Genomic DNA, 23238 nt, shown 5'->3' with positions numbered 1-23238 from the left:
ATGTCGTCCGTGCTCTCCGGGCGCAGGGCGAGGACGTCGGCGTCCCCGCGAACTATCGCGCTGATCACGCCACCAAGGCTATCGCTCCTCACAGGGCCCCCGTCATGAGCCGTATGTGTACAAAAGCAGCCCTGGAAGTTTGACGTTCTGCACAGTGCGCGCACCACCCCGCTTCGGCGTACCGCGGAAGGAGCCCCGCCGATCAGGCCGCCAGGCGCTGTGCCTCGTCGACCGCTTCCTCCAGCGTGTCCACGACCGGCACCCCGACCGCCTCGAGGCTCGCCCGGCTGTGCGATCCCCCGGTGTACAGCACGGCCCGGGCGCCCACGTGCAGCGCGGCCACGGCGTCGTCCGCGGCGTCCCCGATCACCACCGTGCGCTCGGGAGCCACCCCGCTCAGGGACCCCAGGTGCCGCACCATGTGCTCGGCCTTGCTGCCGCCCGACGGCCCGGTGCGCCCGTCCACGCGTATGAAGTGCGGCTCGATCCCGAAGCCGCGCACCAGGGGCACGAGCTCCTCGTGCACGTACATGCTGAGGATCGACTGGCTGCGCCCCGTCGACCGCCATGCGGCCAGCAGCTCCTCGGCGCCGGCCGTCAGACCGCACCTGACCCGGTGCTCCGCGTAGTACCGGTGGAAGATGCCGTCCATCAGCTCCCACTCGGCCTCGGTGGGCAGCCGCCCCATCAGCCGCTCGTAGAACTTCGGCACCGGTACGCAGTACAGCTCCCGGTACTTCTCCAGCGTCAGCGGCTCCAGGCCCAGCTCGGCGAAGGCCGCGTTCGTCGCCCCGATGATCGCGTCGATGTCGTGGAACAGCGTGCCGTTCCAGTCCCAGACAATGTGCGCGCCCGTCTTCGTCCCCATGCCACAAAACGTACCCGGCTCCACTGACAATCAAGAGAACGGCGCCTCAACGCGCCCCCGGGCGGGAGGTTCGCTCAGTTCCCGCGGCCCACCAGGTTGGGGATCTCCTGCGTCGCGAACCACAGCAGCTCGTGGTCCTCCGCCCCGTCCACGACGAACTGCGCGTCGTCGTCCCCGCCGTCCGCCGCCGGCAGCGCCTCGGCAGCCGCCGTCACATCGGCCTCCGCGTCGGCCGCGTCGACGTGCACCGACGCGGCCTTGGCCAGGGCCACGGGACCCGCGACCCGCACCTCGCCCAGCGCCGCCGGGTCCAGGCCCCGGTCGGGATCCGCGCTCGCGCCCCGGTCGGGCACGTCCACGGCCACGACGACCCGGCGCCGGGGTGCGTCCGCCTGGGCGGCCAGCAGCCGCAGCGAGGCCAGCGCGGCCCGGCTGAGCGCCGCGTACTCCAGCTCCTCGATGTCGTCGGAGAGGTACCACTCGCGCAGCGCGGGCGTCACGGCGTAGGCGACGAACGGTCCGGCCCCCAGCTCACCCGTCTCGTACGCCTCGGCGAGACCGGGGAGGGTCATGGGCACGTAGACACGCATGCTGGCCGCTTTCGTGGTCGGTTCGGTGGCTCCGGCAGGGCCTTCCGGCCGCAGAGGACCTTCAGAATACGTGCGCCGCGTCCCCTTTCGAGTCCCGCCCCGGGGAGCCGGACCCGTCCACTCGGAGCCGGGAATTCACCCGCCCCACCCGGGATCGGACGGGCTTCACACCCAGCGAATCACCCGGATAGGTGAACCCTCCCGGGTCCGCCGACGCGCACTCCGCCGCCTTGCTCCGGCGCCGTTCGCCCCCGTACAAGATCACCACCCGAAGTTACTCACCGGTATCCACCGGCTCACGAAACGGGGACCCCCATGCACAAGGTCATGACCAGCACCAACCGCCGCCCCCTCAGCGGCGGCATCGGCGGCACCGGCAGCAAGGAATGCGGCCTCGCAGCCCCGGCCGCCGCAGTCACCGCCGCCCCGGGCACCGCCGCCCCGGGCGCCCCGGCGGCCCCGGGCATCCCAGCTAGCCTGACGGCCCCGGTCGCCCCCGCCGCCCCTGCCGCCTCTGCCACCCCTGCTAATGCGAGGTCTCGCACCGGGGCCCGCGAGGGAACCAGCGAGGGAACCACCGCCCTCGCCACCGGCTCCGACACCCCGCCGCCCCTCGCCCCCACAGGCCCGCCTCACACTCCTGGCCGCGGCCCCGCCCGCGCACCCGGAGCCGACGGCCGCCCCCCGGCCTCTCCCCGCGCCCAGCGCCCGTACACCCGCCCCGCCGACACCCGCCCGCCCACATCCCCGGGCAGCAGCCGACCGGCCTCGGCAGGCCCTCGCCCGTCCACATCCCCGGGCAGCCGCCGGTCGGCCTCGGCAGGCTCCCGCCCGCCCACGTCCCCGGGCGCCCGCCGGTCGGCCTCCCCAGCGCCTCGCACGGCCCTCCGCCGGAGCCCGAACGGCACCCCGCCGCCCGCCATCCCCTCCGGCCCGGCGACCCCGCGGACGACCGCGCCGACCACGCCCCGCGTCCCCGCCCAGACCCCCCGCCGGCCGCTGCACCGCCCCCTGCCCACCGACCTCTTCGCCGACCTCCTGGTCGCCGTCCTGAGCGGCCACCGCCCCGTCCACGCGATGCTCCGCCACACCCGCGGCCGCGCCTACGACGAACTGGCCTGGCTGGCCGAACGCGGCCCCCTGCGCACCCGAGGCGCCCGCCCCGTCGTCCGGGACATCGGCTACTTCGAACCCCGCCCGGGCGCCATCGAGGCCTTCGCCCGGATCGGCGCCGGCGACCGGCTGCGCGCCATGGCCTTCCGTCTGGAACTGGGCCAGGACCTGCGCTGGCGCTGCACGGCGGTGGAACTCGGCGGCCCCCGGCCACCCCGCCCCGACACGGACTGACCCGCCCGACAGGGATGCACCCGCCCCGAACCGACTGACCCACCCCGACACGGATGGACCCGCCCCGACACGGACTGACCCGCCCCGACACGGACTCATCCGTCTGCCAGACCCGCCCCCGACTCGGGATCATCCGTTCCGGAACCCGGCCCGGCCGGCTTCCGTCCGGGTACGGCGAAGGGCCGGACACCCAGGAGGTGTCCGGCCCTTCAGGCCGTCACGGCGCTGCCGCGTCCGTCACGTCACTTCTTGCGGCGGCCCCGGCTCTTCGCCTGCTTGCGGCGCTCCGCGCGCGTGAGGCCGTCGGCCTCGGACCGCACCGGCTCGCCGTCCTCCGTGAAGTCGCCCTCGATCGTGCCGCCCTCGCCATCGACCGTCGGCGCCGAGAAGTGGAGGTTGCGCCGCTGCGGGACGTCCAGCCCCTTGGCGCGGATCTCCGGCCGGGAACCCGCCTGCGCCGGCACCGAGTCCTGCTTCTCCAGGTCGGCCACGGGCTTGGCGTCCTCGACGGGGACCTCCTCGACCTGCTGCTCGACCTGGACCTCCAGGTTGAACAGGTAGCCGACGGACTCCTCCTTGATGCCCTCCATCATGGCGGTGAACATGTCGAAGCCCTCGCGCTGGTACTCGACCAGCGGGTCCTTCTGCGCCATCGCGCGCAGGCCGATGCCCTCCTGGAGGTAGTCCATCTCGTAGAGGTGCTCGCGCCACTTGCGGTCCAGGACCGACAGCACGACCCGGCGCTCCAGCTCACGCATGATCTCGGAGCCGAGCTGCGCCTCACGCGCCTGGTACTGCTCGTGGATGTCGTCCTTGATGGAGTCGCCGATGAACTCGGCGGTGAGACCGGCCCGGTCGCCGGCCGCCTCCTCCAGCTCCTCGACCGTGACCTTGCACGGGTAGAGCTGCTTGAAGGCGCCCCACAGCCGGTCGAGGTCCCAGTCCTCCGGGAAGCCCTCGGCGGTCTCGGCCTGGACGTACGCGTCGATGGTGTCGTCCATGAAGTGCTGGATCTGCTCGTGCAGGTCCTCGCCCTCCAGGACGCGGCGCCGCTCGCCGTAGATGACCTCGCGCTGGCGGTTGAGGACCTCGTCGTACTTCAGGACGTTCTTACGGGTCTCGAAGTTCTGCTGCTCGACCTGCGACTGCGCGGAGGCGATCGCGCGGGTGACCATCTTGTTCTCGATCGGCACGTCGTCCGGCACGTTCGCCATGGACATCACGCGCTCGACCATCTGGGCCTTGAACAGCCGCATCAGGTCGTCGCCGAGGGAGAGGTAGAAGCGGGACTCGCCCGGGTCGCCCTGACGGCCGGAACGACCGCGCAGCTGGTTGTCGATACGCCGCGACTCGTGCCGCTCGGTGCCCAGCACGTAGAGCCCGCCGAGCTTCTCGACCTCTTCCTTCTCCGCCTTGACGGCCTTCTCGGCCCGCTCCAGCGCCTCGGGCAGGGCGTGCGCCCACTCCTCGATGTGCTCCTCGGGGTCGAGACCGCGCTGGCGCAGCTCGGCCTCGGCGAGGTCCTCGGGGTTGCCGCCGAGCTTGATGTCCGTACCCCGGCCGGCCATGTTCGTGGCGACCGTGACCGCGCCCTTGCGGCCGGCCTGGGCGACGATCGTCGCCTCCCGGTCGTGCTGCTTGGCGTTGAGCACCTCGTGCTGGATGCCGCGCTTGCTCAGCTGCTGCGAGAGGTACTCGGACTTCTCGACGGAGGTGGTGCCGACGAGGATCGGCTGCCCCTTGCGGTGCTTCTCCTCGATGTCGTCGACGACGGCCTCGAACTTGGCGACCTCGGTCCGGTAGATCAGGTCGGACTGGTCCTTACGGACCATCGGCCGGTTGGTCGGGATCGGCACCACGCCGAGCTTGTAGATCTGGTGGAACTCGGCGGCCTCGGTCATGGCCGTACCGGTCATGCCGCACAGACCGGGCTGTTCCTTGCCGTTGTGGTCGTGGCGCTTGTAGAGGCGGAAGAAGTTCTGGAGGGTGATCGTGGCGAGCGTCTGGTTCTCGTCCTTGATCGGCACCCCTTCCTTCGCCTCGATCGCCTGGTGCATGCCCTCGTTGTAGCGGCGGCCGGCGAGGATACGTCCGGTGTGCTCATCGACGATCATGACCTCGTCGTCGATGATGACGTAGTCCTTGTCCTTCTTGAACAGTTCCTTCGCCTTGATGGCGTTGTTCAGGTAGCCCACCAGCGGGGTGTTCACCGACTCGTACAGGTTGTCGATGCCCAGCCAGTCCTCGACCTTGGCGACGCCGGACTCGTGGATGGCGACCGTGCGCTTCTTCTCGTCGACGTCGTAGTCGCCGGTCTCCTCGATGCCCTTGAGGGGCTGGCCGGCCTCGCCGCGCTTGAGGCGCTTGACCAGCTTGGCGAAGTCGCCGTACCACTTGGTCGCCTGGTCGGCCGGGCCGGAGATGATCAGCGGCGTACGGGCCTCGTCGATGAGGATGGAGTCGACCTCGTCGACGATGGCGAAGTTGTGGCCGCGCTGGACGAGCTCGTCCTTGGACCACGCCATGTTGTCGCGGAGGTAGTCGAAGCCGAACTCGTTGTTCGTGCCGTAGGTGATGTCGCAGGCGTACTGCTCGCGGCGCTGAGCCGGCGTCATGTTGGCGAGGATGCAGCCGACGCTCAGGCCCAGGAAGCGGTGGACGCGGCCCATCATCTCGGAGTCGCGCTCGGCCAGGTAGTCGTTGACCGTGATGATGTGGACGCCCTCGCCGGACAGCGCGTTCAGGTACGCCGGCAGCGTGCCGACGAGGGTCTTGCCCTCACCGGTCTTCATCTCGGCCACGTACCCCATGTGCAGGGCGGCGCCGCCCATCATCTGCACGTCGTAGTGACGCTGGCCCAGGACGCGCTTGGCGGCCTCACGGACGGTCGCGAAGGCCTCGGGCAGCAGGTCGTCCAGGCTCTCACCGTCGGCGTACCGCTGCTTGTACTCATCGGTGAGGGCCCGCAGCTCGGCGTCGGAGAGGTCGACGAAGTCCTCTTCGATGGAGTTGACCTGGTCCGCGATGCGGTGCAGCTTGCGCAGGATCTTGCCTTCGCCTGCACGCATGATCTTCGAGAGGACGGACACGGGGGTTGGTCTCCTTGCCGGTCGGGCCTGGGACGGTCGGTTACCACTTGACTTACTGAGCAACGGCCATCGTATGCGAGGACCCCACCGCGCCGGGAGGGCCTGCCGTGACGGCGACCGTCCGTTGCTTCCATTCTGATTCACGTCTGCTTCAAAGGGGACAACGTCCGGGGCCCGCGGATGGTGCCGCACCCCGCCGCCGAATTGCACGAGGCGTGATCACTCCCTCACCGACGGCAAAGGGATGGCACCCCGGCGCCCTCCCGAGCAGAATCGGCCGATGGACCCCGTCACCCTCACCACGGACCGCCTCCTGCTGCGCACGGTCGGCCCCCGGGACGCCGACGCGGTGTACGAGGCCTGCCAGGACCCGGACATCCGGCGCTGGACCACGATCCCCTCGCCCTACCTGCGCGAGCACGCCGAGAGCTTCACGGAACAGCTGGCTCCGGACGGCTGGGCGAACGGCTCCATGTTCACCTTCGGCGTCTTCCTGCACTCCGGAGACCTCGCCGGCATGCTCGGCCTCACGATGCGCGCCCTGGGCATGGCGGAGATCGGCTTCTGGGCCGCGAAGCCGCACCGCTCCCACGGCTACATCACGGAAGCGGCCCTCGCCGCCTGCCGCTGGGCCTTCGTCCACGGCGCGATCGACCGCGTCGAATGGCGCGCCGAGGTCGGCAACCGGGCCTCGCGCGCGGTGGCGGAACGCGCGGGCTTCACGATCGAGGGCACACTGCGCGCCGCGACGAACAACAAGGGAGTGCTGCGGGACACCTGGATCGGCTCCCTGCTCCCCTCGGACCTCGGCCTGCCGTCGACGGCGCCGTACCTGCCGGCTGCCCGCTAGCCGCGAACCCGCAGGCCGGCCCGCGATGTCAGTCCCACCGCCTATCGTGCGACCCATGACCACCCCGCGCCCCGCAGCAGAGCTCTCCGCAGACGAGGCCCGCAGAATCGCCCTGCGCGCCCAAGGCTTCCTCGGCGCCCCCGACCGCCGCTCCGGCGTCCGCGGCGTTCTCCGCCACCTCGGTGCGATACAGCTCGACACGATCTCGGTCCTGGCCCGCTCCCACGAGCTCGTGCCCTACGCCCGCCTGGGCGCGGTGGGCCGGAAGACCGTGGAGAGCGCGTACTGGACCCCGGATCCCTCCGGCGCGCCCCACGCCTTCGAGTACTGGTCCCACGCCGCCTGCATCCTCCCCATCGAGGAGTGGCCCCACTTCGCCTTCCGCCGCCGCGCCTACCGCAACCGCCCGCACTGGAACCACGACCTGCCCGACGGTGTCTACGACCAGGTCATCAAGCAGCTCCGCTCGGAAGGCCCGCTGACGGCCACGGAATTGGGCGGCGCGAAGAAGACGAACGACTGGTGGGACTGGTCCGGCGCCAAAGTCGCCGTCGAACGCGCCCTGATGTACGGCGAGGTGGTGTGCGTGGAGCGCCGCGGCTGGAAGCGGATCTACGACCTCGCCGAGCGCGCCGTCCCCGACGCCCTGCTGCACGACGAGCTGGACGACACCGAGTGCCTGCGCCGCCTGGTCCGGCTGGCGGGCCAGTCCCTCGGCGTCGGCACCCGCGCGGACATCGCCGACTACCACCGTCTCAAGGGGGAACAGGTCGACGCGGTGATCGCCGACTCGGGGCTCGTCCCGGTCACGGTCGAGGGCTGGGGCAAACCGGCCTGGGCCGACCCGGCGGCGCTGCGGACGCCCCCGCGCGGCCGCCACCGCACCACGCTCCTGTCGCCGTTCGACTCCTTGATCTGGGAGCGGGCGCGCACGGAGCGGATCTTCGGCTTCACGCACCGCCTGGAGGCCTACGTCCCCAAACCGAAGCGGGTGTACGGCTACTTCGCGATGCCGGTCCTGGCCGGCGGCCGGCTGGTCGGCCGCGTGGACCCGGCGCGCGCGGGCAGCACGCTGGTGGCCAAGCAGGTCACGCTCGACGGCCCGAAGGCGGTCCCGGCCGTCGCCCAGGCCCTGGTCGAGGCCGCGTCCTGGGTGGACTGCACGGACGTGCGCGTGGAACGGGTCGACGCACCCGAACTGCGTGAGCCGCTCGCCCGGGAGCTGGCCCGCCTGACGGCCTGACGTCTGCCCTGCGCCGTGACAGCCGGACGGCTCGGCCCGCCCGGCGTCAGCGGATCTCGAGGATCTTCTCCCGCATCGCGTAGACCACGGCCTCCATCCTGGAGTGCAGCTGCAGCTTCTCCAGGATGTTGCGCACGTGGTTCTTCACGGTGTTCTCGGAGATGAACAACTCCTTGGCGATGTCACGGTTGTTCATTCCCGTGGCGACGAGCTTGAGGACTTCCAGCTCGCGGTCCGTCAGGCGCGGCGCGGGCACCAGGCGGCGCTCGTCCGTGCGCTGGATCATCGACTTGAACTCCGTGAGCAGCTTGGACGCCATGGAGGGGCTGATCTGCGACTGTCCGTCGGCGACCGCGCGAATGGCCGTGGCCACCTCGTCCGTGGAGATCTCCTTGAGGAGATAACCGGTCGCGCCCGCCTTGATGGCGTCGTAGAGATCGGCTTCCTCGTCGCTGATCGTCAGCATGATGATCTTCGCGCTGGGTGCCACCTCCTTGATGGAGGTGCAGGCCTCGATGCCACCCCGCTTGGGCATGCGCACGTCCATCAGGACGATGTCGGGCAGCAGGTCGGCGGCCTTCTCGACGGCCTCGGCACCGTCACCCGCCTCTCCGACGACCTGGATGTCCTCCTCGGCCGCGAGCACGATCTCCAGACCACGGCGGAACAGGGCGTGGTCGTCCACCACGAGGACTCTGATCGGTTCCTTGCGTGGGGTCTCCGAGTCCGGGCCCATGCCGACGACGCCGTCGTGGGCATCCCCGTCACGCATCGGTCCGAAGCTGTCCGCCATCGTTCCTCCCCCTGAAGGCTGTGGCCTGTGGTCCTGAGCCATCGCCAACCCAGAGCAACGACCCACCGGTTGGGCCGTGGCCACCATGATTTCATGCCCGGACGGCGCCGGGGTGACGGAGCGGGGCGCGAAGTGGTCGCACAGGGGTGCCCCTGGGGGCGCACACGCGCTCCAGGGGCACCCACTTCGCTGTCACCCTGCTCGGTCAGCCGCCGAGCGCACCGCCCGCGTCCGGGGAGTGCGCCTGCGTGACCATGGTGTCCGTCCGGAGGTGGATCACGCCGTAGTCGTAGGCGTGCCGTCGGTAGACGACACTCGGTTCCTTGGTCTCGGAGTCGACGAACAGATAGAAGTCGTGCCCGACCAGCTCCATCTCGTAGAGAGCCTGGTCGAGGGTCATGGGGGCTGCGACGTGGGTCTTCTCGCGGACGACGATGGGGCCGTCACCCTGTACTTCCAGCGAGCCGATCTTCTTCGTGGGGACCGCTTCCGGCTCGTCCTCGGGGGCCGGCGCGAGGCCGTTTCCGTTCAGCGTCGCCACACCGGGGACGTGGTCGGCGACCTCGGCGGCCGGGATCCGGCGCGCGCCACGGCGTGAGTACCGCTTGTCGTGTTGCCTGCGCAGCCGGGCTTCCAGCTTTTCCGCCGCCAGGTCGAGCGCCGCGTACGGGTCGCTCGCCGCTGCCTCCGCCCGGATCACCGGACCGCGGGAGCGGAGCGTGATCTCCACTCGGTCACAGCGGTCGGCCTGCCTGGGGTTGGGCTCCTTGGACACCTCGACGTCGAGGCTGATCACCTTGCCATCGAGCTTCTGGATCTTCTCCAGCTTCAGCTTCTCGGCCACGTGCTTCCGGAACCGCTCGGGCACCTCGGTCTTGCGGCCCTTGACGACGATGTCCACGCAGAACTCCGTTCCCGGATCACTCCGCTTCGGTGCGGAGCATCTCCCTTTTGCACCAGGTTCCGGTGAGCACCGGAACCTCGGACTCGGTGACTTCCACCTCCTCCCCCGTGGGCGAGATCTCCACTCCACCGTCGCGAGTGATGAAGAAAAACCCGCGTCACGGCATTCGGATTCGAGAGGCGTGGCCTGCGGCTTTCCCTCTCAACCGAACATATCTCGCCCGGGCGGATGTCGTCACCCTCTACCGCGGCGTACCTCCGTTCAGGTGAATAGGCCCTCTCATTACCTGCAACGACGCAAGATCTCAGTCAGTTCCGGTTTATTTGGAAAGAGTCCGGTGTTGCCGCGACCACTGCCGCGCACACCACGTCGACGACTCCGCCGGCGCCGTCCGCGCCCGCCATTCGCTGCCGGCCGGGCCGCCGGCCCGTCCTCTCTCGCCTTGATCCGACGTACTGTTCCTCTCTGCTTTCCCAGCTCTCTCCCCCGTACACGGGCTCAGTCCACGCGGCGTTCGAAATCGGCCCCGCCACCGCCCCGTGCCGCGCCGTCGCCCTTTGTCGCGCCCCCGGCCCGTCCCCGACCGCCCGCAGGGCCCGTGCGGCCTCCGACAGGGAAGCGCCCGTGGTCATCACGTCGTCGACCAGGACGACCGGTCCCGCACACAGCAGCCGGGCACCTGCGGGCGCGACCGTCAGCGCGCCGGCGAGATTGTCCCGCCGCTGCCGGGAATTGAGCCCCGACTGGTCGGCCACGGTCCGCCGGTGCCGCAGCACCCCGAGCACCCGGGCCGGCATCCCGGCGCGCCGCAGGTCCGCAGCCGCCGCGAGCGCGATCCGGCGTGCCGGGTCATGCCCACGGGCCCGCACGGCTCGCCGCCCGGACGGCACGGGCACCAGCAGCACGGGAGCCCCGCCGCCCCGCACCGCCGCCCCGGCGCCCGACCGGGACGAACCCTCGCGGAGGCCGGCGCGCACGGCTTGTGCCAGGGCCGCTCCCAGCGGGCCCGCGAGCGCCAGGGCACCGCGTTCCTTGTGGGCCAGCAGCGTCGCCCGCACCTCGTCCGCGTACGCGGCCGCCGCGTGCACCACCGGCAGCCCGGGCGGCTCCGGCACCGGCCGCACCCGCCGTACGGCAGCCCCGCCGAGCACCGCACGGCACCGTGCGCAGAGCACCGTGCGCGGCGCGCCGCAGCCTCCGCACTCGCCCGGCAGCACCAGGTCGGTGAGGTCCTGCCACCACCCCCGCATGCCCACCACTCTGCCGCCCCGGCCGGGGCTCTGCCACCCCTGTGGACAACCGCCTGTGGACAACGCGAGTGGCGCGTCCCAACGGAGACGGCCGTCACCACGAAACGACCGAAGACGTACCGAGGGCAGGCCGCCGACGTGCCCGAAGACGCGCCGAACCCGCCCGCCTCACCCCGGATAAACCGGCGCCGTCCCCTCCGTGACCTTCTGCCACTGCGCGCCCGTCGGCAGCCGGACGATGCCGTCCACCGAGTTCGCCACCAGCGGCAGCCCGTCGTCCTCGGCGGCGGTGACCTCCTTGACGCCGGTCAGGGCCGCGGGCGCCGGTGCGTCCGGCGAGGAGCCGTCGACCTGGACGTACCGCATCTGCTCCACGCCCCCGTGCTCGCGCCCGACCACCACGAGCCGGCTGTCACCGGCCCAGGACATGGCCGTGACCTCCTCCAACTCCGGTGTCGCGGAGCGCAGTTCGACCACGCGGACAGCCGGCCGCTCGCCCGGCTTCTCCTCCCGCTCGATCAGCCCGATGAGCAGCGTCTTCTTGCCGTCCTTCTCCACCACGAGCGCGATCCGCACCCCGTCGGCGGCCACCCGCACGGACTGGATCCGCCCGTCCAGGTGCGGCGTGCGCACCTGGAGCGGCTCGCCCTTGCCGTCCTCCAGGAGCAGCAGCCGCGGGTCGCGCGGGTTGCGGTCGGCCACCCACAGGCCGTCGTCCGCGTCCCAGCTGGGGGTCGTCAGCCGGTCCGACTCGCTCCGGCCCTGGCTGCGCAGCACCGGCTCGCCGAGCGAACCGCCCGAGACCAGCGAGCCCACGTACAGCGACTTGCCGTCGAGGCTGACGCCCGCGGCGGTGTGCTCGTCCCGCGAGACGGCCACCGACCGCAGGGCCGTGTCGCCCTCTCCCAGCGCGCCCGGCGCCGGGTCCGGCTTCGCCTCGCTGCTGCCCGCCGGGATCCGGACCAGCCGGTCCTTGCCGTCCACGAAGTACAGGTAGTCGGGGTGGCGCGCCGCGCTCCGGGAGGCAGCGGCCTCCGCCGCCTCCTGGGTGAGCGAACACAGCTCGGTCCCGCCGGCGCGCAGCTCCACCTCGTCGACCGCGGGGCTGAGGCTCCGCAGCGTGAACAGCAGCTGGGCCGCCATCTCCTCGCACCGGTTGGTGCCGATGCCCGCGGCCTTGTCGTTGAGCGGGACCGTCAGCAGGTTGCGGTCGTCGGGCGTGAGCGCCCCGGCGCCCTTCGCCAGCGTCGTACCGGTGGGGAAGCTCGACCTGACGACGGGGTCGAGCCACCGTGTGGGCCCGCTCAGCACCGAGCGCACCATCTGCGTCATGGGATCCACGCGCCGGCGCACCCAGACCGGGTCCGCGACCGCGGTGGGCTGCGACTTCGCCCCGGCGGCCACGGTGTTCGAGGCGAAGTAGTACTTGCTGACCGACATGTAGTTGCGCTGGAAGTCCGACTGGCCCATGACGATGCCCTGCGGCAGGGCGTCGATCCGCCACTGCCCGCTCTTCTTGTCCTGCGTCAGATGCACGGTCCTGCCGTACGAGCCGGTGGCGGGCGCGTACGACTGCTGCGCGTCCACGGTGGCCACCTTGGTGCCGGTCAGCATGTACGAGATCTCGCCGGTGTCCTCGCGGCCGGTCGGCCCCTCGGGCTTGGCTCCCGGCCCGTCCGTGAGCACCGTCGTGAACAGCTCCGGCCGCCAGGTCTTCGCGGCGTCGCCGGTGAGGTACTGGCGGGCCGTCTTGTAGTGCGGATCGTCGCTGGTCAGCGCCTCCAGGAAGCCCTGCACGATCTCCGAGGGCGGCGCGTCCTCCCCCGGCGGCACCGCGAACACCCGCACCTGGGTGTCCTGGCGCGGGGTGGACTCCACGCTCCGCAGGTCCCCGCTGTCCGGCATCGACGCGCATCCCGCCAGCACCAGGACGCCCCCGGCGGCGTACGCCATCACGCGCGCGGGCCTGCGCCGGCCGCGCCCTTCGCGGTCAGCGCCCACGAGATGCCTCCCCTTGCCTGTTCGCCTCTCCCAGCCCGGTCTCCCCACTCGGGACGGCCGCGCCCTCGCCCGGGGCGGCCGCGTCCTCGCCGGGGACGGCCGTGCCCTCGTCCGGGCCTGCTTCCCTCGCCCCGGGACCGGACGGGTCCCGGCCGGTCCGGCCGGAACCGCTCACCGTGCCGTTCTCGGCGCTCTCCGCGGGACCCCCCACACGCCCACTGCGCGCGGTCCCCGAGGAACCACGCGTGTCGCCGTTCTCCGCGCTCCCGGCCCGGCCACTGTCCTCGTCGGCCCGCCGGGTGCCCGAGGCCGGCCGCGGCACCACGCGCGCGCCGTTGCCCGGCAGCGCCGTCGGGTCGGCCGTGGCGCTGGCCGCCCGCGGCGGTATCGGGTCGCGCTTCGCCGCCGCTGCCGCGGATGCGCTCGCCGGCTGCGCCGGTACGGTCGCCCGCTTCTCGCCGCTCGCGCCGCCGCACGGCAGGCCGGCGTCGTCCAGGCCGCGGTTGCGCCGCGAGTCCTTGGGCTCCAGCGGTATCGGTGAGCCCCGCAGCGGCTCGTCCGCGGTCCTGGGCAGCGTCAGCCGGAACTGGGAGCCCCCGCCCGGCTCGCCCCACGCCTGCAGCCAGCCGCCGTGCAGCCGCGCGTCCTCCAGGGCGATCGACAGCCCCAGGCCCGTACCGCCCGTGGTACGCGCGCGTGCCGGGTCGGCCCGCCAGAAGCGGCTGAACACGCGGGTCGCCTCGCCGGGCTTGAGCCCGACCCCGTAGTCGCGCACCGCGACGGCGACCGCGCCGCCGGCCGCGGCGAGCCTGACGACGACGTCCTTGCCCTCGCCGTGCTCCACGGCGTTGACGACGAGGTTGCGCAGCACCCGCTCCACGCGCCGGGCGTCGGCCTCGGCGACGACGGGCTGCTGGTCGCCCAGGACGCGGATCCGCGTGCCCTTGCGCTCCGCGAGCGGCTCGGCCCCGCTGACCACGCGCCGCACGACGTTCCTGAGGTCTATCGGCTCCGCCTCCAGCGCCGCGGCACCCGCGTCGAACCGGCTGATCTCCAGCAGGTCCGCGAGCAGCGACTCGAACCGGTCCAGCTGGTCGGCGAGCAGCTCCGCCGACCGCGCGGTCACCGGGTCGAAGTCCGCACGCGCCTCGTGGATGACGTCCGCGGCCATCCGCACGGTCGTCAGCGGCGTCCGCAGCTCGTGCGACACGTCCGACACGAACCGGCGCTGCATCCGCGACAGGTCCTCCAGCTGGCTGATCTTGAGCTGGAGGTTCTGCGCCATCTTGTTGAAGGCCTCACCGAGCCGCGCGATGTCGTCCTCGCCGGTGACCTTCATCCGTTCCTGGAGCCGCCCGGCCGACAGCCGCTCGGCGATCCCCGCCGCCATCCGCACCGGCGTGACGACCTGCCGCACCACGAGCCAGGCGATGGCCCCGAGCAGCACGACGACGAACAGCCCCGCCGTCGCCAGCGTGCCCTTGACCAGGCTCAGCGACTTCTCCTCCTGGGTGAGCGGGAAGAGGTAGTACAGCTGGTACGGGTCGCCGTTCGGGTCGTTGACCTGCTTGCCGATGACCAGGCCCGGCTGGGAGTCCTTGATCTCGTTGTTGTACGTGATGCGCGTGTAGCTCTGCGCGGCCGTCGTACTGCTGCCGATCCGTTCCCGCAGGTCCGCGGGCACGCTCTTGTTCCAGTCCACCTCACCGGAGGCGCGCTGTCCGCGTCCGCCGGCACCGTCCGCGTCGGAGGCCGGCAGCGTGACCACGTCGAAGGCGCCCTGGCCACCGCTGGACAGCGAGGACACCAGGTCGCTCAGCCACTGGGTGACGTTCTGCGCGGGACGGCCGTCCGCCGTGGCGACGTCGTCGCCGGTCCCGCTGGCCGCCTCGTCGGCGCGCTGCTTGGCCACCGCGAAACCGCCCGTGGCCTGGCTCTGGGACGCCTTCACCTTCGCGTCCAGCAGGCCGTTGCGCACCTGCCCGATGACGACGAAACCCAGCAGCAGCACCACGCCGAGCGACATCAGCAGCGTCGTGACGACGACCTTGAGCTGGATGTTGCGCCGCCACAGCCGCATGACCGGCAGCAGCGGCCGGCGCACCCAGCGCATGAACAGGCGGATGACCGGGCTGCCCTGGACGCCGCCCTGGAGCAACCCGCTCTCCAGGAACCGTCCCCAGCGGGACCCGGGCTTCTTCCGCCCGACAGGCCGCCCCGGGCGGGCCCCGGACCGGCCGGGCGCCGAAGCGGCACTGTCGCCGGACATGTCAGCTCGGCCCTGCCTTGTACCCGACACCACGGACGGTCACCACGATCTCCGGCTTCTCCGGGTCCTTCTCGACCTTGGAGCGCAGCCGCTGCACGTGCACGTTGACCAGCCGTGTGTCCGCCGCGTGCCGGTAGCCCCACACCTGCTCCAGCAGCACCTCGCGCGTGAACACCTGCCACGGCTTGCGCGCCAGCGCGACCAGCAGGTCGAACTCCAGCGGCGTCAGCGCGATCGACTGCCCGTCCCGCTTCACGGAGTGCCCCGCCACGTCGATGACCAGGTCACCGATGGCGAGCTGCTCCGGAGCGGGCTCCTCCGACCTCCGCAGCCTGGCCCGGATCCGGGCCACCAGCTCCTTCGGCTTGAACGGCTTCACGATGTAGTCGTCGGCACCCGACTCCAGGCCCACCACGACGTCGACCGTGTCGCTCTTGGCCGTGAGCATCACGATCGGCACGCCGGACTCCGCCCTGATCAGGCGGCACACCTCGATGCCGTCCCGGCCGGGCAGCATCAGATCGAGCAGCACCAGGTCCGGCTTGGCCTCCCGGAACGCGGCCAGCGCCTTGTCCCCGTCGGCCACGAACGACGGCTCGAAACCCTCACCACGCAGCACGATGCCGAGCATCTCGGCCAGTGCGGTGTCGTCGTCGACGACAAGGACTCGTCCCTTCATAAACGACATCATCCCATTCTCATAACGGTGGCGAAGGCAGTGGTGAGGTAGGTCACCGGCCAGTGACCATAGTCGCAGCAAGCGCTACTGTCTGCCCTCGCCCGCCCGCCGACGATCTCCCGGACGATCTCCAGACGAGCTCTCCGTGCCCCCGGCGGCCTGCGCGGTGACCACCGGAGACCCAGGACTTGAGAACTGGCGCCCTCCAGCCGAGCGGACCTCAGCCCGCCGCCACCCGGCGCGACCGCCCGCACACCTCGGCGAGCGCCTCGGCCGTCACCGGCGAGACCACGCCCTCCTCCGTCACGATCGCCGTCACCAGCTCCGGCGGCGTCACGTCGAAGGCCGGGTTGTACGCCTGCGTCCCCAGCGGCGCCACCGGAATGCCGCCGCCGGCCTCCGCGCCGGCCACCGGCACCTGCGGCGCCACCAGCTCGGTCACCTCGTGCCCGGCCCGCTGCTCCACCTCGATGGACGCCCCGTCCGGCGTGTCCAGGTCCACCGTCGTCACCGGCGCCACCACGATGAACGGCACATGGTGGTACCGCGCCAGCACCGCCAGCGGATAGCTCCCCACCTTGTTCGCCACCGAGCCGTCCGCCGTGATCCGGTCCGCCCCGATCAGCACCGCGTCGACCTCACCGGCGGCGAACAGCGACCCCGCCGCATTGTCCGTGAGCAGCGTGTACGCCATCCCGCTGCGGGCCGCCTCGTACGCCGTCAGACGCGCTCCCTGCAGCAGCGGACGCGTCTCGTCCACCCACAGCCGCCGCAGCCGGCCCACCCGGTGCGCCGCGAGCGCCACCGCGAACGCCGTGCCCTCCCCGCCCGACACCAGCGAGCCGGTGTTGCAGTGGGTCAGGATCCGGTGCCCGCCTCCGGGCAGCAGCTCGTCCAGCAGCGCCAGCCCGTGCTCGGCCATCCGCCCGCTGGCCTCGGCGTCCTCCCGGTGCAGCTGCCGCGCCGCGGCCAGCGCCGCCGCGGCCGCCTGCCGGATGTCGCCGCCCTTGGCCAGCGCCGCCTCGTGCGCCGCCTGCGCGCGCCGCACCCCGACGGCCAGGTTCACGGCGGTCGGCCGGGCCGTCGCCAGCGCGGACGCGGCCTCGTCCACGTCGAAGCCCCGCACGGCGGCGAGCGCGACGCCGTACGCCCCCGCGATGCCGAGCAGTGGCGCCCCGCGCACGGCCAGCGAGCGAATCGCCTCGACCAGCGCGGACGCGTCCGTACAGACCAGTTCGACCTCCTCTGCCGGCAGCCTCGTCTGGTCGAGCAGGACCAGAACGGGCCCTTCCGGTGGCTCTTCCCAGCGGATCGCCGGGATCTCGGTCGGCCGCTTGTCGTCGCCGCTGTACGCGTACTGATCAGCCATGCGATCAGTCTGCCCCCAATCGAGCGGACAATTGAAGGTACGCAGCCCAGACCGCGGCCGGTCACACCAAGACCACCCCATGGCACGATGGCTGCCAACCTGCCGCCGCGACCGCGGACGGGCACCGTGAAGGAGCGACGATGAACGACACTCCGGGCTGGGCCTCGCCCGGATCCGCCCCGTCCGACGGGCAGAAGCCTGACGCGTCCGGCCCTGCCGAGCCCGCTGACCGCCCCGGTCCCGCACAACCCGCCGACCAGCCGGGACAGCCGGGCCACGCCCCGCAGGGCACCGGCCCGCAGTGGTCCAAGGAGCAGCCGCCACCGGCCCAGTGGTCCGCCCCCAGCGCCCCGACCGGCCCCGGTCAGGCACCCCCGCCCCCGCCGCCCGGCCCGGGCTGGGGCACCCAGCCCCCCGGCGGCCACGGCCCCGGAGGCCCGGGCGGCTACGGACCCGGCGGCCCTGGAGGCCCCGGCGGATACGGCGGGTACGGCCCCGGCCCGGGCCACCCCGGTGGCCACGGCGGCTGGGGCAGCGGCTGGGGCGGCCCCCCGCCGGCCGCCAAGCCCGGCGTGATCCCGCTGCGCCCGCTCGGCGTCGGCGAGATCCTCGACGGCGCGGTCTCCACCATGCGCACCTACTGGCGCACCGTCCTGGGCATCTCCCTCACCGTCGCCGTCCTCACCGAGATCATCGTCGTGCTGTTCCAGGGCCTCGTCCTGGACGACTCCAGCACCGACGCCCTCAACGACCCGAGCGCCACCCTCAGCGAGCTGAGCCGCGCCATGGGCGACGCACTGCTCAACTCCACCGTCATCTTCGTGATCTCCCTGGTCGGCACCGTCATCGCCACCGCCCTCCTGACGACCGTCACCAGCCGGGCCGTGCTCGGCAAGTCGGTCACCATCGGAGAGGCCTGGCGTGACGCCCGCCCGCAGATCCTCAAGCTGTTCGGCCTCATCTGCCTGCTGCTGCTCATCACCGCCGGCGTCGTCACCGCCGGCACCCTGCCCGGCATCCTCGTCTCCCTGGCCGGCAGCACCGGAGCGGGCGTCGCCCTGACCGTGCTCGGCATCATCGGCGCCGGCATCGTCGCCCTGTGGCTGATGATCCGCTTCTCGCTCGCCTCGCCCGCCCTCATGCTGGAGAAGCAGGGCATCAAGAAGGCGATGAGCCGCTCCACGAAGCTGGTCCGGGGCACCTGGTGGCGAATCTTCGGCATCCAGCTGCTCGCCACGATCATCGCCAACGTCGTCGCCTCGATCATCGTCATCCCGTTCACCTTCCTGGCCGGGGCCCTCAGCGGCGACGGCATCACCGGCTGGCTCAACTCGGGTGTCGGCAGCCTCGGCTGGACGTTCCTGATCGTCAGCGGCATCGGCTCGGTGATCGGCTCCATGATCACGTTCCCGATCACGGCCGGCGTCACCGTGCTCCTCTACATCGACCAGCGCATCCGCCGCGAGGCCCTCGACCTCGAACTGGCCCGCGCCGCCGGTGTCCAGGGCTACGGCCCGACCGCCCCCGGCGCCACCCCGGGGAGCTGATGCGGTGAGCTCGGCGGGGGACCTTCTCACCACTGCGCTGCCACGCGCCGCCCTCCGGACGCTGTTGCGGGCCGGCGACACCTCCGCGCTGTCGCCGGCCGACTCCACCGACGAACCGCCCCTCACCGTCCCGCGGGACCCCGCGCGGGAGGCGGCCCGCCGCGAGCTGTCCAAGCGGATGTACCACGAGGACGACCCCAGCCTGTTCCAACGTGCCCTCGACGCCTTCTGGGACTGGCTCGGCAAACTGCTCAACGCCGCCTCGACCGCCACGCCCGGCGGCACACTCGGCCTGGTCGTCATCGTCCTGGCCGTCGTCGCCGTCCTGGCCGCCCTCTGGTGGCGCCTGGGCACCCCGCGCCGCCAACCCACCTCGTCCGCCACCCTGTTCGACGACCGCCCCCGCAGTGCCGCCGACCACCGCGCCGCCGCCGAGGCACACGCCGCCCAGGGCCACTGGAACCAGGCCGTCCAGGAACGCATGCGTGCCCTCGTCCGCGCCCTCGAAGAGCGCGCACTCCTCGACGCCCGCCCCGGCCGCACCGCCGACGAGGCCGCAGCCGAAGCCGGCCGCGCCCTGCCCGCCCACACGGACCGACTGCGCACAGCCGCCCGCGACTTCGACGACGTCACATACGGCGGCCGCTCGGCGACCGAGCAGTCGTACCACCGCATGGCGGAACTCGACCGCGAACTGGAGCGCACCAAGCCCCACCTCGCGGCGAGCAGCGCGAGCACGGCCCCCACCACCCGCCAGGGAGCCGCCGAATGACCACCGAGGCCACGCTCCCCTCCACCTCGGCCTCGCCCACCGCCCGCCAGATGTGGACCCGCACGCGCGGTATTGCACTCGCCCTGCTGGTGCTCATCGCCGGAGCCGTCGCCATCGCCGTGATCCGCTCCGACGCCCGCCACGGCGAACTCGACCCGCGCTCCACCGACCCGGGCGGCAGCCGCGCCGTCGCCGAACTCCTCGCCGACCGCGGCGTCGACACGCGCGTCGTCACCACCCTGGACGAGGCAGCCGCCGCGAACGGCCCGGACACCACCCTCCTGGTCGCCGTCCCCGACCTGCTGACCCGCGGTCAGCAGTCCCGGCTGCACACCGCGTTCGCCGAGTCCGGAGGCCGCACCGTCCTGGTCGCCCCCGGCAGCGCCTCCGTCGAACGACTCGCCCCCGGCGTCACCGCGGACCCCGCCACCAGCCTCGACACGACGCTCTCCCCGGACTGCGCCCTGCCCGCCGCCCGCCGCGCCGGCACCGCCGAAACGGGCGGCGTCCGCTACACCACCACCCACCTCGACGCCGACGAGTGCTACCCGAGCGAACGCCTGGCCACCCTCCTGCGCATCCCGGCCGACCGCGGAGACGGCGACACCGTCGTCCTCGGCGCGCCCGACATCCTCCTCAACGACCGCCTCGACGAGCAGGGCAACGCCTCGCTCGCCCTCCAACTCCTCGGCTCCCGCCCCCATCTGGTCTGGTACCTCCCCTCGCTCTCCGACACCTCGGCCACCGGCACCGACGACGAACGCGGCTTCTTCGACCTGCTCCCCTCCGGCTGGCTCTGGGGCACCCTGCAGCTGTTCATCGCCGCAGCCCTGGCCGCCCTGTGGCGGGCACGCCGGCTCGGCCCCCTCGTGCCCGAAAAACTCCCCGTCGCGATCCGCGCCTCGGAAACCGCCGAGGGCCGCGCCCGCCTCTACCGCAAGGCCGACGCCCGCGACCGCGCGGCCGACGCTCTCCGCTCCACCACACGCACCCGCCTCGCCCCCCTCGTCGGCGTCCCCGTCACCCAGGCGCACACGCCCGAGGCCCTGCTCCCGGCCCTGTCCACCCGCCTCCACGGCGACGGACACGACCCGCACACCCTGCTCTTCGGACCGCCACCCGGCGACGACGCAGCACTGATCGCACTCGCCGACCGACTCGACGCCCTCGAAAGAGAGGTACGCCGTCCATGATGGACCCGACCACTGACAACGCCGGGCAGACCGGGGACCCGGGCGCCGCCCGCGCCTCCCTGGAGGCCCTGCGCGCCGAGATCGCCAAGGCCGTGGTCGGCCAGGACCCCGCCGTGACCGGCCTCGTCGTCGCCCTGCTCTGCCGCGGCCACGTCCTCCTCGAAGGCGTCCCCGGCGTCGCCAAGACCCTCCTGGTCCGCGCCCTCGCCTCCGCCCTCGAACTCGACACCAAGCGCGTCCAGTTCACCCCCGACCTCATGCCGAGTGACGTCACCGGCTCCCTGGTCTACGACACCCGCAGCGCCGAGTTCTCCTTCCAGCCCGGCCCGGTCTTCACCAACCTCCTCCTCGCCGACGAGATCAACCGCACGCCCCCCAAGACCCAGTCGTCCCTCCTGGAAGCCATGGAAGAACGCCAGGTCACCGTCGACGGCACCCCCCGCCCCCTGCCCGACCCGTTCCTGGTCGCGGCGACCCAGAACCCGGTCGAGTACGAGGGCACCTACCCCCTCCCGGAAGCCCAGCTGGACCGCTTCCTCCTCAAGCTCACCATCCCCCTCCCCTCCCGCCAGGACGAGATCGACGTCCTCACCCGCCACGCCGAGGGCTTCAACCCCCGCGACCTCAAGGCCGCCGGCGTACGCCCCGTAGCCGGCCCGGCCGACCTGGAGGCCGCCCGCGCCGCCGTCGCCAAGACGACCATCTCCCCCGAGATCACCGCCTACGTCGTCGACATCTGCCGCGCCACCCGCGAGTCACCGTCCCTCACCCTCGGCGTCTCCCCCCGCGGCGCCACGGCCCTCCTGGCCACCGCCCGCGCCTGGGCCTGGCTGACCGGCCGCGACTACGTCATCCCCGACGACGTGAAGGCCCTCGCGCTCCCCACACTCCGCCACCGCGTCCAGCTCCGCCCGGAGGCCGAAATGGAAGGCGTGACCGCCGACTCGGTCATCAACGCGATCCTCGCCCACGTCCCCGTCCCCCGCTGATGGCACTCACCGGACGCGCCGCCCTCCTCGCGGCCCTGGGCTCCCTCCCCGTCGGCATCTGGGAGCCCAGCTGGACGGGCATCCTGGCAGTCAACGCACCCCTCGCCCTGGCCTGCGCCTGCGACTTCGCCCTGGCCGCCCCCGTGCGACGCCTGGGCCTGACCCGCTCCGGCGACACCTCCGTACGCCTGGGCGACACCGCGGACGTCACCCTCACGATCACCAACCCGACCCGCCGCCCCCTGCGCGCCCGCCTCCGCGACGCATGGCCCCCGAGCAGCTGGCAGCCGGGCACGGAAACCACCGCGTCCCGCCACCGCCTCACCGTCCCCCCGGGCGAGCGCCGCCGCATCACGACCCGCCTGCGCCCCACCCGCCGAGGCGACCGCGAAGCAGACCGCATCACCATCCGCTCCTACGGCCCCCTCGGCCTCTTCGCCCGCCAGGGCACGCACCAGGCCCCCTGGACGGTACGGGTCCTGCCCCCGTTCACCAGCCGCAAGCACCTGCCCTCCAAGCTGGCCCGCCTGCGCGAACTGGACGGCCGCACCAGCGTGCTCACCCGCGGCGAGGGCACCGAGTTCGACAGCCTCCGCGAGTACGTCCCCGGCGACGACACCCGCTCGATCGACTGGCGTGCCACGGCCCGGCAGACGGCCGTCGCCGTCCGCACCTGGCGCCCCGAGCGCGACCGCCACATCCTCCTGGTCCTCGACACGGGCCGCACCTCCGCCGGCCGCGTGGGCGACGCACCCCGCCTCGACGCCTCCATGGACGCAGCCCTGCTCCTCGCCGCGCTCGCGTCCCGGGCGGGCGACCGCGTCGACCTCCTCGCCTACGACCGCAGAGTCCGCGCCCTCGTCCAGGGCCGCACGGCAGGCGACGTCCTCCCGTCCCTGGTCAACGCGATGGCCACGCTGGAACCGGAACTCGTGGAAACGGACGCCCGAGGCCTCACGGCCACGGCCCTGCGCACGTCCCCGCGCCGTTCCCTCATCGTCCTGCTCACCACGCTGGACGCGGCCCCCATCGAAGAGGGCCTGCTCCCCGTACTCGCTCAGCTCACCCAGCGCCACACGGTCCTGCTGGCCTCCGTGGCGGACCCGCACATCGCGGACATGGCCACGGCACGCGGGAACGTCGACGCCGTCTACGAGGCCGCGGCAGCCGCCCACGCCCAGTCCGAACGCCACCGCACAGCGGAACAACTCCGCCGCCACGGCGTCACGGTCGTAGACGCCACACCGGACGACCTGGCGCCGGCTCTTGCGGACGCGTACCTGGCTCTGAAAGCGGCAGGTCGCCTCTAACCACCCATTCGACAGGTCCCCGAAAGGGACCCAAGAGTGCCTGAAACGCAGAAAACCCCCGTATCTATTGATACGGGGGTTTTCCCAATGATTGTTCGGCGGCGTCCTACTCTCCCACAGGGTCCCCCCTGCAGTACCATCGGCGCTGTAAGGCTTAGCTTCCGGGTTCGGAATG

18 protein-coding genes and 1 rRNA gene are annotated in these 23238 nt (G+C 72.3%); 8 read left to right on the top strand and 11 right to left on the bottom strand.

Annotated elements, in window-relative coordinates; genetic code table 11:
* Positions 1-202: 202 nt before the first annotated feature.
* Together CHR28_RS04650 and CHR28_RS04645 are read right to left on the bottom strand one after the other, a co-directional pair.
* Entirely contained in the window at positions 203-868 is a 666-nt protein-coding gene (locus CHR28_RS04650) for an HAD family hydrolase (RefSeq protein ID WP_094052172.1), read from the bottom strand.
* A gap of 74 nt (positions 869-942) precedes the next feature.
* Positions 943-1458 (bottom strand): DUF6912 family protein, encoded by a 516-nt coding sequence (locus CHR28_RS04645; protein WP_094052171.1) that lies wholly within the window; start codon positions 1456-1458, stop codon positions 943-945.
* Positions 1459-2535: 1077 nt separating this feature from the next.
* On the opposite strand from CHR28_RS04645, the gene CHR28_RS04640 reads away from it, so the two are divergent.
* On the top strand, positions 2536-2805 hold the full coding sequence (locus tag CHR28_RS04640; RefSeq protein WP_373453324.1) for an Rv3235 family protein: 270 nt from the start codon (positions 2536-2538) through the stop codon (positions 2803-2805).
* Positions 2806-3047: 242 nt separating this feature from the next.
* Here the strand turns inward: CHR28_RS04640 and secA are convergent, their stop codons facing one another.
* Positions 3048-5894 (bottom strand): preprotein translocase subunit SecA, encoded by a 2847-nt coding sequence (gene secA / locus CHR28_RS04635; RefSeq protein WP_094052170.1) that lies wholly within the window; start codon positions 5892-5894, stop codon positions 3048-3050.
* A gap of 280 nt (positions 5895-6174) precedes the next feature.
* Here secA and CHR28_RS04630 point away from each other — a divergent pair, with 280 nt between their 5' ends.
* Together CHR28_RS04630 and CHR28_RS04625 are read left to right on the top strand one after the other, a co-directional pair.
* Positions 6175-6744 carry a GNAT family N-acetyltransferase gene (locus CHR28_RS04630; RefSeq protein WP_094052169.1) on the top strand — a complete coding sequence of 190 codons (570 nt, stop codon included), beginning with the start codon at positions 6175-6177 and terminating at the stop codon, positions 6742-6744.
* A 55-nt stretch (positions 6745-6799) separates the two neighbouring features.
* Complete coding sequence (locus CHR28_RS04625; protein WP_094052168.1) at positions 6800-7987, top strand: winged helix-turn-helix domain-containing protein; 1188 nt, start codon at positions 6800-6802, stop codon at positions 7985-7987.
* 46 nt (positions 7988-8033) lie between these two features.
* Here CHR28_RS04625 and CHR28_RS04620 read toward each other — a convergent pair whose 3' ends face one another.
* From CHR28_RS04620 to mtnA, 7 genes are all read right to left on the bottom strand, one after another.
* On the bottom strand, positions 8034-8780 hold the full coding sequence (locus CHR28_RS04620) for a response regulator (RefSeq protein ID WP_094052167.1): 747 nt from the start codon (positions 8778-8780) through the stop codon (positions 8034-8036).
* Between the two features lie 205 nt (positions 8781-8985).
* A complete protein-coding gene (gene hpf, locus CHR28_RS04615) occupies positions 8986-9681 on the bottom strand; it encodes a ribosome hibernation-promoting factor, HPF/YfiA family (protein ID WP_094052166.1) in 696 nt (231 codons plus the stop codon).
* 311 nt (positions 9682-9992) lie between these two features.
* Positions 9993-10934, bottom strand: coding sequence for a ComF family protein (locus tag CHR28_RS04610; protein ID WP_094052165.1), 942 nt, complete (start codon positions 10932-10934; stop codon positions 9993-9995).
* Positions 10935-11102: 168 nt separating this feature from the next.
* Complete coding sequence (locus CHR28_RS04605) at positions 11103-12935, bottom strand: LpqB family beta-propeller domain-containing protein (protein WP_094052164.1); 1833 nt, start codon at positions 12933-12935, stop codon at positions 11103-11105.
* Entirely contained in the window at positions 12925-15204 is a 2280-nt protein-coding gene (gene mtrB / locus CHR28_RS04600) for an MtrAB system histidine kinase MtrB (protein WP_256984123.1), read from the bottom strand. The genes CHR28_RS04605 and mtrB overlap by 11 nt, the downstream gene beginning before the upstream one ends.
* Position 15205: 1 nt before the next feature.
* Positions 15206-15895, bottom strand: coding sequence for a two-component system response regulator MtrA (gene mtrA / locus CHR28_RS04595; protein ID WP_009188938.1), 690 nt, complete (start codon positions 15893-15895; stop codon positions 15206-15208).
* A 208-nt stretch (positions 15896-16103) separates the two neighbouring features.
* Entirely contained in the window at positions 16104-17252 is a 1149-nt protein-coding gene (mtnA, locus tag CHR28_RS04590) for an S-methyl-5-thioribose-1-phosphate isomerase (RefSeq protein WP_094052163.1), read from the bottom strand.
* A 140-nt stretch (positions 17253-17392) separates the two neighbouring features.
* Here mtnA and CHR28_RS04585 point away from each other — a divergent pair, with 140 nt between their 5' ends.
* The 5 genes from CHR28_RS04585 to CHR28_RS04565 are packed head-to-tail and all read left to right on the top strand — an operon-like array spanning position 17393 to position 23063.
* Positions 17393-18799, top strand: a complete 1407-nt coding sequence (locus CHR28_RS04585) for a glycerophosphoryl diester phosphodiesterase membrane domain-containing protein (protein WP_094052162.1) — start codon at positions 17393-17395, stop codon at positions 18797-18799.
* 4 nt (positions 18800-18803) lie between these two features.
* On the top strand, positions 18804-19571 hold the full coding sequence (locus CHR28_RS04580) for a DUF4129 domain-containing protein (protein ID WP_094052161.1): 768 nt from the start codon (positions 18804-18806) through the stop codon (positions 19569-19571).
* Positions 19568-20764, top strand: coding sequence for a DUF4350 domain-containing protein (locus CHR28_RS04575; RefSeq protein WP_094052160.1), 1197 nt, complete (start codon positions 19568-19570; stop codon positions 20762-20764). The genes CHR28_RS04580 and CHR28_RS04575 overlap by 4 nt, the downstream gene beginning before the upstream one ends.
* Positions 20764-21753, top strand: a complete 990-nt coding sequence (locus CHR28_RS04570) for an AAA family ATPase (protein WP_094052159.1) — start codon at positions 20764-20766, stop codon at positions 21751-21753. Before CHR28_RS04575 ends, CHR28_RS04570 begins: the two co-directional genes overlap by 1 nt.
* Positions 21753-23063 carry a DUF58 domain-containing protein gene (locus tag CHR28_RS04565; RefSeq protein WP_094052158.1) on the top strand — a complete coding sequence of 437 codons (1311 nt, stop codon included), beginning with the start codon at positions 21753-21755 and terminating at the stop codon, positions 23061-23063. The genes CHR28_RS04570 and CHR28_RS04565 overlap by 1 nt, the downstream gene beginning before the upstream one ends.
* Positions 23064-23156: 93 nt before the next feature.
* Here the strand turns inward: CHR28_RS04565 and rrf are convergent.
* Positions 23157-23238: ribosomal RNA gene (gene rrf / locus CHR28_RS04560) — 5S ribosomal RNA — on the bottom strand; the annotation flags it as partial.

This window comes from Streptomyces sp. XY006 (assembly GCF_002237655.1).
Classification (GTDB): Bacteria; Actinomycetota; Actinomycetes; order Streptomycetales; family Streptomycetaceae; genus Streptomyces; species Streptomyces levis.
The sequence above is the reverse complement of the archived record's forward strand: the minus strand, read 5'-3'. Positions and strand labels throughout refer to the sequence as shown.

Excerpts from the sequence above, each read along its gene's own strand:
- CHR28_RS04650 (WP_094052172.1), bottom strand. The coding sequence starts at position 868 with ATGGGGACGAAGACGGGCGCGCACATTGTCTGGGACTGGAACGGCACG.
- CHR28_RS04645 (WP_094052171.1), bottom strand. The coding sequence starts at position 1,458 with ATGCGTGTCTACGTGCCCATGACCCTCCCCGGTCTCGCCGAGGCGTAC.
- CHR28_RS04640 (WP_373453324.1), top strand. The coding sequence starts at position 2,536 with ATGCTCCGCCACACCCGCGGCCGCGCCTACGACGAACTGGCCTGGCTG.
- CHR28_RS04630 (WP_094052169.1), top strand. The coding sequence starts at position 6,175 with ATGGACCCCGTCACCCTCACCACGGACCGCCTCCTGCTGCGCACGGTC.
- CHR28_RS04625 (WP_094052168.1), top strand. The coding sequence starts at position 6,800 with ATGACCACCCCGCGCCCCGCAGCAGAGCTCTCCGCAGACGAGGCCCGC.
- CHR28_RS04620 (WP_094052167.1), bottom strand. The coding sequence starts at position 8,780 with ATGGCGGACAGCTTCGGACCGATGCGTGACGGGGATGCCCACGACGGC.
- CHR28_RS04610 (WP_094052165.1), bottom strand. The coding sequence starts at position 10,934 with ATGCGGGGGTGGTGGCAGGACCTCACCGACCTGGTGCTGCCGGGCGAG.
- mtrB (WP_256984123.1), bottom strand. The coding sequence starts at position 15,204 with ATGTCCGGCGACAGTGCCGCTTCGGCGCCCGGCCGGTCCGGGGCCCGC.
- mtrA (WP_009188938.1), bottom strand. The coding sequence starts at position 15,895 with ATGATGTCGTTTATGAAGGGACGAGTCCTTGTCGTCGACGACGACACC.
- mtnA (WP_094052163.1), bottom strand. The coding sequence starts at position 17,252 with ATGGCTGATCAGTACGCGTACAGCGGCGACGACAAGCGGCCGACCGAG.
- CHR28_RS04585 (WP_094052162.1), top strand. The coding sequence starts at position 17,393 with ATGAACGACACTCCGGGCTGGGCCTCGCCCGGATCCGCCCCGTCCGAC.
- CHR28_RS04575 (WP_094052160.1), top strand. The coding sequence starts at position 19,568 with ATGACCACCGAGGCCACGCTCCCCTCCACCTCGGCCTCGCCCACCGCC.
- CHR28_RS04570 (WP_094052159.1), top strand. The coding sequence starts at position 20,764 with ATGGACCCGACCACTGACAACGCCGGGCAGACCGGGGACCCGGGCGCC.
- CHR28_RS04565 (WP_094052158.1), top strand. The coding sequence starts at position 21,753 with ATGGCACTCACCGGACGCGCCGCCCTCCTCGCGGCCCTGGGCTCCCTC.